Below are 14,912 nucleotides of genomic sequence, written 5' to 3'. Positions count from 1 at the left end.
AAGGCGGACTCCCCGTGACACAACGGCATCTATTGCGCGGCCCGGTTGCCGCACTGCTGCTGCTCGCCACACTCGCCCTCGGCGGATGCGCGACGAGCACCGGAGGCGGCAGCGGCACCGGGGAGCAGGCCGGCACGGGGCCGGCGGGCTCGGCCGGCGACCCCGCCGACCGCCTCGAACCCCTGGAAGGGCCCGCCCCCGCGCCCGCCCTGCCGGTCACGGTGGACTCGGCGGACGGCGTGGAGATCACGGTGGAGAGCGCCGAGCGGATCATCCCGCTGTCGGGTTCCATCGCCGAGATCGTCTTCACCCTGGGCCTCGGCGAGCGCGTCGTGGGCCGGGACGTGACCGCCACCTTCGAAGAAGCGGCGGATCTCCCGGTCGTCACCCGGGGCCATGAGGTCTCGGCGGAGAGTGTGCTGTCGCTCCATCCGGACGTGGTGCTGATCGAGTCCACCACGGGGCCGGCCGAGGCCATCGGCCAGATCCGCGGCGCGGGCGTCCCCGTGGTCGTCTTCGAGGCCGCCGGGGAACTGGACGACGTGGCGGCCCGGATCACCGCGGTGGCCGGCGCGCTGGGCGTGCCGGAGGCCGGGGACGTCCTGAACGACCGTACGGGGCAGCGGATCGCCGCCGTGCGGGCGGACCTTCCCTCCGGCGGCGACCGGCCCCGGGTGGCGTTCCTCTACCTGCGCGGCACGGCCTCCGTCTATCTGATCGGCGGTGCCGAGTCGGGGGCCTCCTCACTGATCGAGGCGGCCGGCGGCATCGACGCGGGCAAGGAATCGGGGCTGACGAAGGACTTCACCCCGATCACCAGCGAGGCGCTGGTGGCGGCGGCGCCCGAGGTGATCCTGGTGATGACCAAGGGACTGGACTCCGTCGGTGGCATCGACGGGCTGCTGGAGATCCCCGGCATCGCCGAGACCCCGGCCGGCGCGGACCGGCGGATCGCCGACATCCCGGACGGCGTCCTGCTGAACTACGGCCCCCGCACGGACGAGGTGCTGGCCGACCTCGCCGCCCAGATTCACGCCGGGGCCGACGCCGCATGACCGCTCACGACCTCCACCGCGATCGCGGCCACGGACAGGGGGACGGACGCGGACAAGCCGCCGGGTCCACTGCCGGACGGCCGGTGGACGAGGCCGCGGCGCGGGTGGCACCGGGCGCCGCGCCCGTGTCGCCGGTCAGGCGCCGGCGCGCCGCCCTGCTCACCGCGGGTCTGCTCGCCGCCCTCGTGCTGCTCGCGCTCATCGCCACCGGCACCGGTGCCTACCGGATCGCGCTGCCCGACATCCTCTCTTCCGTCGCCCACCGCACCGGGCTCGGCGGCCAGGCCATGGACCGCACCGCCGAGAGCGTGCTGTGGAACGTCCGGCTGCCGCGCGTCGTCCTCGCGCTGCTGGTCGGCGCCTCGCTCGGCTGCGCGGGAGCCCTGATGCAGGGGGTGTTCGGCAATCCGCTCGCCGAACCCGGCGTGATCGGCATCTCGCTCGGCGCCGCCGTGGGCGCGGTCGCCACCATCGCGTTCGGCTGGACGTTCCTCGGCAACTGGACGGTGACGGCCGCCGCGTTCGTCTCCGGTCTGTTCACCGTCCTGCTGGTGTACGCGCTCTCGCGCTCCGCCGGGCGCACCGAGGTCGTCACCCTCATCCTCACCGGTATCGCCGTCAACGCCTTCGCGGGCGCGCTCGTCGGCCTGTTCACCTTCTTCGCCGACAACGCCCAGGTCAGCCAGATCACGTTCTGGCAGCTCGGTTCGCTCGCCCAGGCAACCTGGCCCAAGGTGCTGGCCGTCCTGCCCTGCGCGCTCGCCGGGCTGCTCGTCGCCCCGCTGTACGCGCGCCGCCTGGATCTGCTGGCCCTGGGCGAACGCCCGGCGCGCCACCTGGGGGTGGACGTCGAACGGCTGCGCGTCACCCTCATCCTGGTGGTGGCGCTGCTGACCGCCGCCGCCGTGGCCGTGGCCGGGGTGATCACCTTCGTCGGGCTGCTGGTGCCGCACCTGCTGCGGATGGCGGTCGGGCCGGGTCACCGCTTCCTCATCCCGGGCAGCGCGCTGGGCGGCGCGCTCGTCCTGCTGGCCGCCGATCTCGGCGCCCGCACCCTCGTGGCACCCGCCGAGCTGCCGCTCGGGGTGCTCACCGCCCTCATCGGCAGCCCGTTCTTCTTCTGGCTGCTGCGCAGGACTCGTCGCAGGCAAGGAGGCTGGGCGTGATCCGCCAGTTGCTCACCGGACTGACCGCCCGCGCCCCGCGGCCCCCGGCGCCGCCCGCGCCGGGCCGGCCGCTGGCGCACGCCGCCGGGCTGACCGTACGGCTGGGCGGGCGTGCCGTGCTGGAGGGCGTGGATCTGTCGGTCGCCGCCGGTGAGGTGGTGGCGCTGGTCGGGCCGAACGGGGCGGGCAAGTCCACGCTGCTGGCGGCGCTCGCCGCGGATCTGCGCCCGGACGCGGGCGAGTTGTTCATCGCGGACCGGCCGGCCGGTGACTGGGACGCCCGCGATCTGGCGCTGCGCCGCGCGGTGCTGCCGCAGTCGGCCGAGTTGTCGTTCCCGTTCGCGGTGGCCGAGGTGGTGGCGATGGGTCGCGCGCCGTGGGTGGGGACACCGCAGGCGGACGACGACGAGCGGGTGGTCGCGGAGGCGATGGCGGCGACGGAGGTGACCGCGTTCGCGGCCCGGCCGTTCTCCGCGCTGTCAGGGGGTGAGCGGGCCCGGGTGGCGCTCGCCCGTGTCCTGGCCCAGCGCGCCCCGCTGCTGCTGCTCGACGAGCCGACGGCCGCACTGGATCTGCGCCACCAGGAACTGGTCCTGCGCATCTGCCGCGAACGGGCCGCGGCCGGGCAGGGCGTGGTGGTCGTGCTGCACGACCTCGGGCTCGCCGCCGCGTACGCCGACCGGGCCGCCGTGCTGCACGGCGGGCGGATCGCCGCCGAGGGCCCACCCGAGGAGATCTTCACAAGCGGACTGCTGTCATCCGTCTATCAGTACCCCGTCGACGTGCTGCCGCACCCCCGTACGGGTGTGCGGTTGGTGATTCCCCGCAGAGCGACTGAATCCAGGCGCTGACACCGGCACATCGGGAAAGATTCGACCAACAACCGCCAAACGGTGGTCCTTTCCCCTAAGCTCTCTGCTGCTGCACGGGCGCGACTCACGGGGAGGTGAGGACGCGCCCTGTTCACGGCTGATTCACCACACCCGCACAACCGTCCGCCCGGCCGGCCGGGCGCCACCACTCCCGCGCACCGCCTCCGTACCGCCGCACCGCCGCACCGCCGCACTTCCGCAACTCAGCACCGCCGTACGTCGCACCGCGTCCACCATCGCGCATCACCTGGGGGGTCCATGCGTCCACTGGGTACCTCACGCTCCGGAGCCGTCCGAAGACCGTCCGCCGCGAGCGCGCCGCCCCCCACCCGGCGCCGCGACAAACCCGCCTGGTACGCCCCCACCGCCCTGGCGACCGACGCCCTCGGCGTCTTCGTCCCCGTCCTCGCCGCCTACACCGCCACGGGGGAACCCCGCCCGCTGGCCGCCGCCGCGACCGCCGCCACCGCCTGGGCCGGCGTCCGCGCGGCCCACCACCGCTACGCGTTACGCACCCTCGGGGAGACCCGGGGCCTGCTCAGCTCCCTGCACGACTGGCTCATCCTGCTCGGCCTGCTCGCCGCGCTCCGCGTCCTCACCGGCGAGTCCTCCAGCCTCCTCACCGCCGTCGGCTCCCTCGCCCCGGCCCCGTTCCTCACCGCGCTCGCCGCCGCCCTCACCCACCGCCATCTCACCCGCAGCCGCCGCCGCGCCCAAGCCCTGTGCCGGGTCCTGGTCGTCGGCGAACCGGGCCCGGTGGACGCGGTCACCGCACAGCTCGCCGCCCGCACCGACCACGCCTACGTCGTCATCGGCACCGTCCCCGTCGGCGGCGGCCACCTCACCTGCGGCGCCCCGGAGACCGGCCGGCTCACCGCCGACGAACCCACCCTCACCCTCGCCCTGTCCGAGGTGCTTCCCGAGGGCCCGGACGGCTCCACCGTGCTCGACGCCGCCCGCCGGCTGGAGGCCGACCTCATCCTGGTCGCCCCCGGCTCGCTGCTCACCGGCGACCGGCTGCGCCGGCTGTCCTGGGCGGTGCACGACGCCGGGCTCGGCTTCGTCATCGCCTCCGGGCTGAGCGAGGTGGCGCCGGGCCGGGTACGCGTCCAGGCCACCGCGGGACTGAGCCTGCTGCATGTCGTCCCGCCCCTGCGGCGCGGCCCGCAGCCGTTCCTCAAGGCGGCCCTGGACCGTACCGGGGCGGCCCTCGGCCTGCTGCTGCTCGCCCCGCTGCTGGCGGCGGTGGCGCTGGCCGTACGGCTCGACTCCAGCGGCCCCGCCCTCTACCGGCAGACCCGGGTCGGGCTGCGCGGCGAACCGTTCACCATGTGGAAGTTCCGCACCATGGTCACCGACGCGGAACGGCTGCGCCCGGCGCTGGAGACCGCCAACGACCACTGCGGCGGCCCGCTGTTCAAGATGCGCCGCGATCCGCGCGTCACCCGGGTCGGGCGCTGGCTGCGGCGCAGCTCGCTGGACGAACTCCCGCAGTTGCTCAACGTGCTGTCCGGCCGGATGTCCCTGGTCGGCCCGCGCCCGCCGCTGCCCGACGAGGTGGAGCGCTACGGATCGGCGGCGCTGCGGCGGCTGTCGGTGAAACCGGGTCTCACCGGCCCCTGGCAGGTCGGCGGGCGCTCGGAACTGTCGTGGGACGAGAGCCTGGCGCTGGATCTGTCCTACGCCGACAACTGGTCGCTGACCGGCGATCTGGACGTGCTGGCCAGGACGTTCCGCGCCGTCGTCGACGGCCGGGGCGCGTACTGAGGGGCGGCACGGGTGATGACACCTCTACGCGATCCGCGCCGCCCGCTCACCGCCCCGGGCCCGCTGGTCCCGCCCGCCCTGCGCACGCCACCAGCGGTAGGTGTCCCGGATGCCCTCCGCCAGCGGCACGGCCGGGGCGAATCCCAGCGCGCGCAGCCGGGAGACCTCCAGCAGCTTGCGCGGGGTGCCGTCCGGCTTGCCGGTGTCCCAGCCGATGCCCCCGGTGAACCCGGTGGCATCCGCCACCAGTCCGGCCAGCTCCGCGATGGAAAGGTCCTCGCCGCAGCCGACGTTGACCGGGCTGTCCCCGTCGTACCGGCGCAGCAGCAGCAGACAGGCGCGCGCCAGGTCGTCGCTGTGCAGGAACTCCCGGCGCGGGGTGCCGCTCCCCCACAGCACCACCTCCCGGCGGCCGGCCGTGCGCGCCTCGTGGAAGCGGCGGATCAGGGCGGGCAGGACGTGCGAGGTCTCGGGGTCGAAGTTGTCGCCGGGCCCGTAGAGGTTGGTGGGCATCGCCGAGATGTACGCGCGCCCGAACTGCCGCCGGTAGCCGCGTACCTGGGTGATCCCGGCGATCTTGGCAAGGGCGTACGGCTCGTTCGTCGGCTCCAGCGCGCCGGTGAGGAGCGCGTCCTCGGTGATCGGCTGGGCGGCGTGCTTGGGGTAGATGCACGAGGAGCCCAGGAACAGCAGCCGGTCGATGTCCGCCGCGTGCGCTCCGGCGATCACGGACAGCTGGATGCGCAGGTTGTCCTCCAGAAAGGGCACCGGATGGCGCGAGTTCGCCATGATCCCGCCGACCCGGGCCGCCGCGAGCACCACGGCGTCGGGTCGGGCCTCGCGCAGGAAGACGCCGGTGCGCCCGGCGTCGCGCAGATCCAGCTCGTCACGGGTACGGGTGAGGACCTCGTACCCCTCGGCCGTCAGCAGGCGGGTGAGGGCGGAGCCGACCAGACCGCGGTGGCCGGCGACGAAGATCCGGGCGGCGGGCGGCAGCAGCAGCGGGGGCGCGGGCGAAGGCGCGGGCGACGTCACGCTCCCGGATTCTGCCAGCCCGCCCGCACACGGCAACGCCGTTTCACACAAGCCGACTTCACATCCCACTGGGGGAACCGCTGATGCCGAGGACCGCGCTGATCACCGGGGTGACCGGACAGGACGGCTCGTACCTGGCCGAACTGCTGCTGGGGAAGGGGTACACGGTGCACGGGCTGGTGCGCCGCTCCTCCTCCTTCAACACCGAGCGGATCGACCACATCTACCAGGGCCCGCAGGACTTCGAGCGGCGGCTGATCCTGCACCACGCCGATCTGTCGGACGGGGTGGCGCTGGTCAATCTGCTGCGGGAGGTCAGCCCGGACGAGGTGTACAACCTCGGCGCCCAGTCGCACGTGCGGGTGTCGTTCGACGCGCCGCTGTACACCGGGGACGTCACCGGGCTCGGTTCGCTGCGGCTGCTGGAGGCACTGCGGGCCAGCGGCGTACCGGCCCGGGTGTACCAGGCGTCGTCCTCGGAGATGTTCGGCGCGGCCCCGCCGCCGCAGCACGAGGGGACTCCGTTCCACCCGCGCAGCCCGTACGGCTGCGCCAAGGTGTTCAGTTACTGGTCGACCGTCAACTACCGCGAGGCATACGGCATGTTCGCGGTGAACGGCATCCTGTTCAACCATGAGTCGCCGCGCCGTGGTGAGACCTTCGTGACCCGCAAGATCACCCGGGCCGTCGCCCGGATCGGGGCCGGGCTCCAGGACAAGCTGTATCTGGGCAATCTGGACGCGGTACGGGACTGGGGCTACGCGCCGGAGTACGTCGAGGCGATGTGGCGGATGCTCCAGCGCGAGGTGCCCGACGACTACGTGGTGGCCACCGGTGACGCGGCGACCGTGCGGGACTTCCTGGCCGAGGCGTTCGCGGCGGCGGACATGGAGTGGGCGGACCACGTGCGGTTCGACCCCAAGTACGAACGCCCCAGCGAGGTGGACGCGCTGATCGGGGACGCGGGCAAGGCGCGGGAGCTGCTGGGCTGGGAGCCGACGGTGCGCTGGCGCGAGCTGGCCCGGCTGATGGTGAAGGCCGATATCGCCGCACTGGAGGAGGAGTTGAGCGGGGCCCGGGTACGGGTGGACCGGTGACCGCGACGGCGGCGTGAACAGGCGGGGACCGTGACCACCGCCGGACGGCTGGCCACGGATGGATCGGTGAAGGGGAGCGACCGGTGAAGGACGGCGAGGCGGAGTGGGCGCGATGACAGCACGGCAGAACCGGAGTGGGTGGCGGCGGGCCACCGTGTACGGAACGGCCCTGGCGCTGGCCGCCGGGGCCCTGGTGGGAGCCGGCGGCGGGGTCGGCGGCGAGAGCGGCGGCGCGCACGCGCTGACCGCTCCCGTGGGGTTCACCGCGGACGAGCTCCCGACCTGGCAGACGAACGGCATCGTGCACGCCCTGGCGGAGGCGGGGGGCACGGTGTTCGTGGGCGGGACCTTCTCCACGATCCGTCCCCCGGGCGCCGCGTCCGGCACCCAGGAGCAGGCCGTGGACAACTTCGTCGCCCTGGACGCAGCCACCGGCGAGCCGGTGGCGTGCGATCTGCGGTTCACCGTCGGGTCGGGGACGGCGACGGTCCGCGCCCTGGAGGTCTCCCCCGACGGCCAGACCCTGTACGTGGGCGGCACCTTCGGTTCGGTGAACGGCGTCGGAGCCTCCTCGGTGGCGGCCTTCGACCTGCCCAGCTGCACCCGCAAGAACTTCCCGGTCGCCGCCAACAGCATGGTGCGCTCCTTCGCGGTCAGCGACGACCGGGTCTATCTGGGCGGCAACTTCACCCAGATCAACAGCACCGCCAGGTCCCGGTTCGCCGCCGTGACCCCGGACGGCACACTGACGGACTGGGTCGCCAACGCCGATGAGCCGGCCAAGGCCGTGGAACTGACCCCGGACGGCAGCCGGGTGATCCTGGGCGGCGACTTCTTCACCGTCAACGGCGCCGACTCGCACGCGCTGGCGGTGGTACGGGCCGACACCGGCGCCAACGTCCGCACGTACCCGCTGGGGTTCATCGAGCGCACCTCCACCGTGCAGGACATCGCGGTGGACGCCACCGGCTTCTACACCGGCAACGAGGGCACCGGGTCGGGAGTGTTCGACGGGCGGATCGCCCTCAACCACAGCGACCTCAACGAACGCTGGCGCGACACCTGCCTGGGCGCCACCCAGGCGGTCGAGGTGTACCAGGACGTGCTCTACAGCGGGCACCACGCCCATGACTGCTCCAGCATGGGCGAGTTCCCCGACCAGCCGCGCTACCACCTGTTCGCGCAGTCGGTGAACCACCCCAAGCTGCTGGGCTGGTTCCCCAACACCAACGACGGCCTCGGCGAGGCGCTGGGGCCTCGCGTGCTCCAGGCCGTCCCGGACCACCCCACCGACGACCGCGACTTCCTGTGGGTGGGCGGCGGATTCACCACCGTCAACGGGCAGCCGCAGTGGGGCCTGACCCGGTTCGCCGACCGCCCGGACACCGGGAATCCGTCCGTGCCCGAGGTGTACGCCTCCTCGCACACACCGGGCCAGATCGAGGTGCACTGGCGGCCCAGCATCGACCTGGACGACCACCTGCTGACGTACCGCGTCTACCGCGACGGCGCCGCCACCCCGATCCACACCAGTGAGGTGGAGTCGGTGCCCTGGCGCCGCCCGCAGCAGACCTTCACCGACACGGCGGTGACGGCGGGCGAGACCCACAGCTACCGGGTCACCGCGACCGACGGGGCAGGCAACACCACGGCGCTGTCCACCCCGGTGTCGGCGACGGTCGCCTCCGGCACCCAGCCGTACGTGCAGGCGGTGCGGGCCGACAACCCGCTGCTGTACTGGCGGTTCGACGAGACCTGGGGAAACCTGGTCACCGACGCCTCGGCGAACAACCGGGCCAACGGCGTGCACCGCAACGGCCCGCAGCGCGGCGTCACCCCCGGCGCCGTACCCGGGCCCGGCGCGGCGGGCGTGGGCCACGACGGGTCCGCCACGTACACCTACAGCGACCGCAGCTACTCGGGGCTGACCCGGTTCACGGTCGAGACCTGGTTCAAGACCACCACCACGCAGGGCGGCAAGATCATCGGGCTGGGCAACCGGACCCTGGAGCCGAGCTCGGTGCGCGACAACAACCTGTACATGCTCAACGACGGCCGGCTGTCGTTCGGGGTGTACGACACGGCGCTGCGCACGATCACCAGCGGCGGCACGGCGCGGTACAACGACGGCCGGTGGCACCATGTCGTCGCCTCGGTGGGCGCGAACGGGATGCGGCTGTACGTGGACGGCACACAGGTCGCGAGCAACACGTCCATCACCCAGGTACGGAACCGCACCGGCTGGTGGCGCGTCGGCGGCGACAGCACGGCGAGCCTGGCCTCCCGCCCCGCCAGCGACTTCTTCAACGGCCAGCTGGACGAGACGGCCGTGTACGGGGCGCAGTTGTCGGCGGCCCGGGTCACCGCGCACTACCAGGCCGCGTCGCAGCCGGTGGACACCGTCACCCAGCTGACGCCGGTGGCCGACACCTACGTCAACGCGGCGGCGGCCGGCGCCAATTACGGCACGCACCAGAATCTGGCGGTGCGCGGCACCCCCGGGTACGAGGCGTATCTGCGCTTCCATCTGCCGGCCGCCCCCTCCGGGACCGTGCTCAAGAGCGCCGCGCTGCGGGTACGGGTGACGACGGACGCGGTGGCGGGGTCGGTGGACGACTTCACGGTGCTGCCGGTCACGGGGAGCTGGACGGAGACGGGCACCACGTACACCGGCAGACCCGCGCTGGGGACGGGCGCGCTGGGCACGCTGAGCGCGCCGGAGTCGGTGGGCGGCACGTACACGGTGCCGCTGACAACGGCGACGGTGCGCGGCTCGCTGGGCGGGCAGTTGAACGTGGCGCTGGTCGGGGACGGGGACGACAGTCTGTGGCTGTACGCGCGCGAGTCGGGCGCCGAGGCCAACCGTCCGCAGCTGCTGCTGACGTTCGGGGCGCCCTGATGGCGTGGCTGCGGAGGTACAAGCTGCTGTTCACGCTGGGGCTGCTGGCGACGATGGCGGGGCTGCTGGTGCTGAACCAGTGCTCGGCGCGCAGCGGCGGCGGACAGGTGACGGTCGGCGCCGGGCAGCCCGGGGCGACGGAGCGGGCGGAGGGAACGGAGGGGGCGGACGGGACGGTGGAGCCGGACGCCGCCGGGGAACGGGACACGGCGGGGGACGCGGATTCCGGAGCGGACTCGGAGGCCGGGGCGGAAGGGGAGCCGGACGCACCGGGGCAGCCGCAGGGCCCGCCCGCCGGGGAGGCACCGTCCGGCGGCGGACTGACGGCGGAGCAGCGGGCGTTCGTGACCGAGCTGTCCGACACCCCCGAGGTACCGGCCGGCACCGACCCGGCGGCGGTGCTGGAGATCGGCACGGAGGCGTGCGAGCGCCTCGGCTACCTCGACCGGCACGCCACCGGGGAGGAGATCAGCGGCGCGCTGCGCGACGGCGAGATCCCGCAGGCGGAGGCGGCGATCGAGAACCTGTGCCCCGAGTACGGGGACCTGCTGGACCAGGCCCGAGGAGAGTGAGCGCACCGGTGCGGAAACTACCCATCGTCGTGGTGATCCCGACGAAGAACGAGGCGGAGAACATCACCTCCACGGTGCGTTCCGTCATCCACCACTTCGAGACCGTCGTGGTGGTGGACTCCGACAGCACGGACGGCACCCGCAAGCTGGCGAAGGCGGCGGGCGCCGAGATCGTCCCGTACACCTGGGACGGGAAGTACCCGAAGAAGAAGCAGTGGTGCCTGGACCATGTGCACCGCGAGAGGGACTGGGTGCTGTTCCTGGACGGCGACGAGACGCCGAGCCCCGAGCTGCTCGCCGAGCTGCGGCGGATCTTCTTCGACGGTCGCGGGGTGAAACCGGCGGCGTTCGACATACCGCTGGGGTACTGGTTCGGCGGGCGGCGGCTGCGGCACGGATACACCATCGTGAAGCGGGCGCTGCTGGACAGGACCCGGGCCAGGTTCCCCGAGCCGGACGATCTGGACGCGCCGGGGATGGGTGAACAGGAGGGGCACTACCAGCCGTTGGCGCATCCGGCGTTCCGGCTGCGGGCGCCGATCGAGCACCGGGACCTGGACCCGGTGGGGACGTGGTTCGATCGGCACAACCGCTATTCGGACTGGGAGGCGTGGCTGGAGCTGAACCCCGAGGTGCGGGAGCAGATCCGGGTGGCGAAGACCCGGCAGGGGCAGCTGTTCCACCGGGCCCCGTTCAAGCCGCTGGTCTCCTTCGTCTACGCGTATGTCGGCAAGCGCGGCTTCCTGGACGGGCGAGCCGGGCTCGACTACGCGCTGGCGATGAGTTTCTACCGCTGGCAGATCGGGGTGAAGGCCCGGGAGCTGGCCGAGTCCCGTTTCTAGCGGCGGCGTTCGAGGCGCTCGTAGATGCCGAGGAGCTCGCCGACGACGGCGTCGAGGGTGAACCGCCGCCGCACCAGGTCCCAGGCGGCCAGCGAGGCTCTCTCGTTGGCCGCCGGGTCCAGCAGTTCCAGGACGGCGCCCGCGACGTCCCCGGGCCCTTCCACCACCCGTCCGGCGCCCGCTTCGGCGACGTCCGGGGCGAGCCCGGTGGTGGCGGTGATGACGACGGGGGTGCCGACCGACATCGCCTCCAGGACGGAGACGGAGAAGGCGTCCTGGACGGACGGCAGCACGAACACGTCCGCCGCCCGCAACTGCCGCAGCACATCGGGCCCGTCGAGTCCGCCGGGCACGTCGAGCGCGTCGCGCACCCCCAGTTCGCGGGCGAGTTCGAGCGTCGCGGCGAGCGCCCCGGTGTCGGGCCCGGCGAGCACGAACCGCGCGTCCGGGTACCGGTCGAGCACGGCCGGCATGGCCCGTACGAAGTCCTGTGGCCGCTTCCCCTCCTGCACGCGGGCGAGGTAGAGCACCGTCGGGGGGCGCCCCGGCTCCGGGAGGCGCGTCCGCCGCTCGCGCCCCGGCACCCCGTTGACGAGCCGGTGGGCGGGGGCGATCGGGTCGGGGGCCACGACGGCGGCGGTCTCGCGCCGCTCGCGCTCGGTGAGATGCAGGACGGCGTCGGCGCGTTTGAGCACGCGGCGCATGCCCAGCAGATCCACCAGTTGGGCGACGCGCTTGTCGGTCGGGTCGACCATGCCGTGCGTCTGGACGACGAGGGGCCGTTCGGCCCGCAGGGCGATCAGTGCGAAGGGCAGGGTGATCAGGTCCCGCATCAGGTGGACATGGACCACGTCGGCCGAGCGGATGTAGGACCGGGCGCGGGCCAGCAGGGCGGGCGAGGTGATGCCGCTGACCTCGAAGCGGGGCAGCACGTGCCGGGCCGGGAACAACCGCACCGGCACCCCGTCCACGCGGCGTGGCAAGGGCTCCCCGGGCGGGAACCCGTCGCCGAGCGCGAGCGTGACGGCCTCGTGCCCGCGTTCGCGCAGACCCCGGCAGAGGTTGAGCGCCACCCGGGTCGGGCCGCCGAACGCGTGCGTCGGGGTGTGCAATGTGACCACATGAAGAACCCGCACGGGCATCAGTCAAGCAGACCGGCGGTTCAGGCGGAGGCGAGTCGCAGGATCAGGGCGGCGACGGCGAGCAGGCCGGAGACGATGGGCGGGACCAGGCCGCGGTCACCGGCGCGCAGGTGGATGAGGACCGCCCCGATGAAGTAGCAGATCACGCCGGATGCGGCGGCGGCGCCGAGCGGCACGATCACCAGGCCGGCGAGCAGCCCGGTCCCGCCGGCCAGCTTGGTGAGGGCCAGCCGGGGCTGCCAGGCGTCCGGTACCCGCAGGGCTCGGAGGTTGGCGCGGTATTGGGCGTTGCCGGACAGGGATACGGCGGCCGTGCCGATGAGTATGGCGGAAAGCAGGGCGCTGACGACGCCATAGGCGATGAACATGACCGCTCCGGGGTGGGGTGGCGCGAGGTGACGCGAGGTGACGGGTGTGTGCCGGAGGACACCCAATCAGGAGAACCGCCCCTGTACATAGGCCCTTTGCGCGTTTAACCGATCACACGTGCGAGGGAGAAGCCGTCGTACCCCTTGCTTCCGACGGTCTGGACGGCGGTGGCGGACAACCGCTCGTCCCGCGCGATGCGTTCCAGGTACCGCCGTACGCCCGTGACCCGTGCGTCGGTGCTGTCGGAATCGATGACGGCGCCGTCCCGGACCACGTTGTCCCCGATGATCAGACTGCCGGGGCGGGTGAGCTTGAGCGACCAGTCCAGATAGTGCGGGTTGTTGGGCTTGTCGGCGTCGATGAAGACGACGTCGAACGGCTCGGCGCCCTCCTCGACCAGCGCGGCCAGCGTATCGAGTGCGGCCCCCACCCGTACCTCCACGGTCTCGGCCAGGCCGGCCCGGCGCAGATTCCGGCGGGCGACATCCGCGTAGACCGCGTCGTACTCCAGCGTGATGAGCCGGCCGCTGCCGTCGGTGGGCAGCGCCCGGCCGAGCCAGATGGTGCTGTAGCCGCCGAGTGTCCCGATCTCCAGGATCCGCCGGGCCCCCTGGAGCTGGGCGAGCAGTTGCAGCATCTTCCCCTGGTTCGGGGCCACATGGATGGGGGGCAGCCCTGCCGCTTCACTGTTGAGCAGCGCGGCCCGCAGAACCTCGTCCTCGGGCGCGAGCAGGGCGGAGAAGTAGTCGTCCACGGCGGTCCACCGCGACTGAAGGTGCTGCTGGTGATGCGAGTGGTGGAGAGGCATGGGCCGAACCTAACAAATCGGACAGCTGTCGCCGGGCGGCGAACCGCACGGGCGGCGCCCACGGCGTCGGGGAGCGGCCGGCGAGGAGGCCGATGTCGCGGGTGCCGCAGGTGTTCCGGGTGTCGCTGAGGCGGGCCGTGGCGGGCGGGCGGACATCTTCGGCGCGGTGGGCACCCTCACGGTCGCCGTGCACCACTCCGGCGCCGGATCACGAACGCACGGCCCCCGATATGAAGGCCGTCCACTGCTCACGGGTGAAGGACAACCGCGCTCTTTGCGCGGCCTTGGTGTCACGCACCTGCACACCATCGCAACTCGCGGCCACTTCAATACAGTTGGCACCGGAGCCATCGCTGTAACTGCTCTTGCGCCACGCCGGCCGCTCACCGTTCATAGCTCTCCCGCCAATCGTTCGATGAGGCGCGCGGACCGCTCCGCGTCCAGCGCCTGCATACGGATAATGCCATGGCGCTGAGCCTGGACACCGACTCTCAAGCGGTCGGTGATCACCGCACTGATCTCCTGTGACTCGGTATACGCCACACTGCGCCCGTCCTTGGTATCCAGCAGCGTGATGGAGCCGTAGATGCCGTGGTGTCGCCACTGGGCCGTCGGCATAATCTGAATGGACACATTGCGCAGTGCGCCCATCCGGAGCAGCCAGTCGCACTGCTCCGCCATCGTCTCCCTGCCCCCCACCGGGCGGCGCAGCACGGCCTCCTCGATCACGAAGGCGGTGACGACCGCCTTGTGGCATTCGAAGATCCCCCGGCGCTCCTTACGCGCGGCGACCAGTTCCTCCACCACTTCCTCGTCGGCGGGCGGGCACTGGCCGCTGATCAGTGCCCGCGCGTAGCGCTCCGTCTGCAACAGCCCGGGGACGACCAGGGGCTCGTACGAGTAAAGGCTGAAAGCCTCTTGCTCCCACTTGGCGAAGTCACGGAATCGGGCCGGGAAACGCGCGCGGTCGATGTCCTCCTGAATGGCCTTCAGTACCCCGCCGGCGTTGAGTACCGATTCCACGCCGTCGATGAAGGGAGCCTTCGGGGCGCGACGTCCGCGTTCGACGGCCGACACCTGATCGACCCCGTATCCGATCCGGTCACCGAACTCCTGCTGTGTCAATCCCGCCGCCTCGCGCAGCCGCTTGATCTGTTTTCCCACGACCCGCAACAACGGATCGACAACCTCCCGGCCCTCGCGGCTTCCCTGTTCCCCACCCTCGAATTCGGGAACATCATGCCCATCGGCACTCATGGTGCGACCACCTCACAGTCGTCCGCCTGAC

At 72.5% G+C, this 14,912-nt stretch carries 14 protein-coding genes; 8 read left to right on the top strand and 6 right to left on the bottom strand.

Annotated features, from left to right (window positions below):
* The first annotated feature begins 14 nt into the window (after positions 1 to 14).
* The 4 genes from H7827_RS22815 (at position 15) to H7827_RS22800 (ending at position 4,860) form a co-directional block, all read left to right on the top strand.
* A complete protein-coding gene (locus H7827_RS22815) occupies positions 15 to 1,055 on the top strand; it encodes a heme/hemin ABC transporter substrate-binding protein (protein WP_432747184.1) in 1,041 nt (346 codons plus the stop codon).
* Entirely contained in the window at positions 1,052 to 2,221 is a 1,170-nt protein-coding gene (locus H7827_RS22810) for a FecCD family ABC transporter permease (RefSeq protein WP_432747183.1), read from the top strand. The genes H7827_RS22815 and H7827_RS22810 overlap by 4 nt, the downstream gene beginning before the upstream one ends.
* Positions 2,221 to 3,072 carry a heme ABC transporter ATP-binding protein gene (locus tag H7827_RS22805; RefSeq protein ID WP_432748038.1) on the top strand — a complete coding sequence of 284 codons (852 nt, stop codon included), beginning with the start codon at positions 2,221 to 2,223 and terminating at the stop codon, positions 3,070 to 3,072. Before H7827_RS22810 ends, H7827_RS22805 begins: the two co-directional genes overlap by 1 nt.
* Positions 3,073 to 3,351: 279 nt before the next feature.
* Complete coding sequence (locus H7827_RS22800) at positions 3,352 to 4,860, top strand: exopolysaccharide biosynthesis polyprenyl glycosylphosphotransferase (RefSeq protein WP_432747182.1); 1,509 nt, start codon at positions 3,352 to 3,354, stop codon at positions 4,858 to 4,860.
* Between the two features lie 24 nt (positions 4,861 to 4,884).
* Here H7827_RS22800 and H7827_RS22795 read toward each other — a convergent pair whose 3' ends face one another.
* Complete coding sequence (locus H7827_RS22795) at positions 4,885 to 5,895, bottom strand: GDP-L-fucose synthase family protein (protein ID WP_432747181.1); 1,011 nt, start codon at positions 5,893 to 5,895, stop codon at positions 4,885 to 4,887.
* Between the two features lie 83 nt (positions 5,896 to 5,978).
* Between H7827_RS22795 and gmd the strand changes: the two genes are divergently transcribed.
* The 4 genes from gmd to H7827_RS22775 all read left to right on the top strand — a co-directional run bounded on the left by gmd (position 5,979) and on the right by H7827_RS22775 (position 11,305).
* Positions 5,979 to 6,992: a GDP-mannose 4,6-dehydratase gene (gene gmd, locus H7827_RS22790; RefSeq protein ID WP_200367741.1), complete on the top strand. Its 1,014-nt coding sequence runs from the start codon at positions 5,979 to 5,981 to the stop codon at positions 6,990 to 6,992.
* Positions 6,993 to 7,104: 112 nt separating this feature from the next.
* Positions 7,105 to 9,891, top strand: a complete 2,787-nt coding sequence (locus H7827_RS22785) for a DUF7594 domain-containing protein (RefSeq protein ID WP_432747180.1) — start codon at positions 7,105 to 7,107, stop codon at positions 9,889 to 9,891.
* Positions 9,891 to 10,463: a hypothetical protein gene (locus H7827_RS22780; protein WP_432747179.1), complete on the top strand. Its 573-nt coding sequence runs from the start codon at positions 9,891 to 9,893 to the stop codon at positions 10,461 to 10,463. Before H7827_RS22785 ends, H7827_RS22780 begins: the two co-directional genes overlap by 1 nt.
* Before the next feature lie 8 nt (positions 10,464 to 10,471).
* Positions 10,472 to 11,305: a glycosyltransferase family 2 protein gene (locus H7827_RS22775; RefSeq protein WP_432747178.1), complete on the top strand. Its 834-nt coding sequence runs from the start codon at positions 10,472 to 10,474 to the stop codon at positions 11,303 to 11,305.
* Here H7827_RS22775 and H7827_RS22770 read toward each other — a convergent pair.
* From H7827_RS22770 to H7827_RS22750, 5 genes are all read right to left on the bottom strand, one after another.
* Complete coding sequence (locus tag H7827_RS22770; RefSeq protein ID WP_432747177.1) at positions 11,302 to 12,441, bottom strand: glycosyltransferase; 1,140 nt, start codon at positions 12,439 to 12,441, stop codon at positions 11,302 to 11,304. The genes H7827_RS22775 and H7827_RS22770 overlap by 4 nt on opposite strands.
* A gap of 26 nt (positions 12,442 to 12,467) precedes the next feature.
* Positions 12,468 to 12,815: a DoxX family protein gene (locus tag H7827_RS22765; protein WP_432747176.1), complete on the bottom strand. Its 348-nt coding sequence runs from the start codon at positions 12,813 to 12,815 to the stop codon at positions 12,468 to 12,470.
* 104 nt (positions 12,816 to 12,919) lie between these two features.
* Positions 12,920 to 13,624: an O-methyltransferase gene (locus H7827_RS22760; RefSeq protein ID WP_432747175.1), complete on the bottom strand. Its 705-nt coding sequence runs from the start codon at positions 13,622 to 13,624 to the stop codon at positions 12,920 to 12,922.
* Positions 13,625 to 13,832: 208 nt separating this feature from the next.
* Positions 13,833 to 14,018, bottom strand: coding sequence for a DUF397 domain-containing protein (locus tag H7827_RS22755; protein ID WP_386536106.1), 186 nt, complete (start codon positions 14,016 to 14,018; stop codon positions 13,833 to 13,835).
* On the bottom strand, positions 14,015 to 14,881 hold the full coding sequence (locus H7827_RS22750) for a helix-turn-helix domain-containing protein (protein WP_432747174.1): 867 nt from the start codon (positions 14,879 to 14,881) through the stop codon (positions 14,015 to 14,017). The genes H7827_RS22755 and H7827_RS22750 overlap by 4 nt, the downstream gene beginning before the upstream one ends.
* Positions 14,882 to 14,912: the final 31 nt, after the last annotated feature.

The organism is Streptomyces sp. JH002 (genome assembly GCF_050916115.1).
GTDB classification, from domain to species: Bacteria; Actinomycetota; Actinomycetes; order Streptomycetales; family Streptomycetaceae; genus Streptomyces; species Streptomyces xiamenensis.
This window is presented reverse-complemented; position numbering and strand designations above follow the sequence as displayed.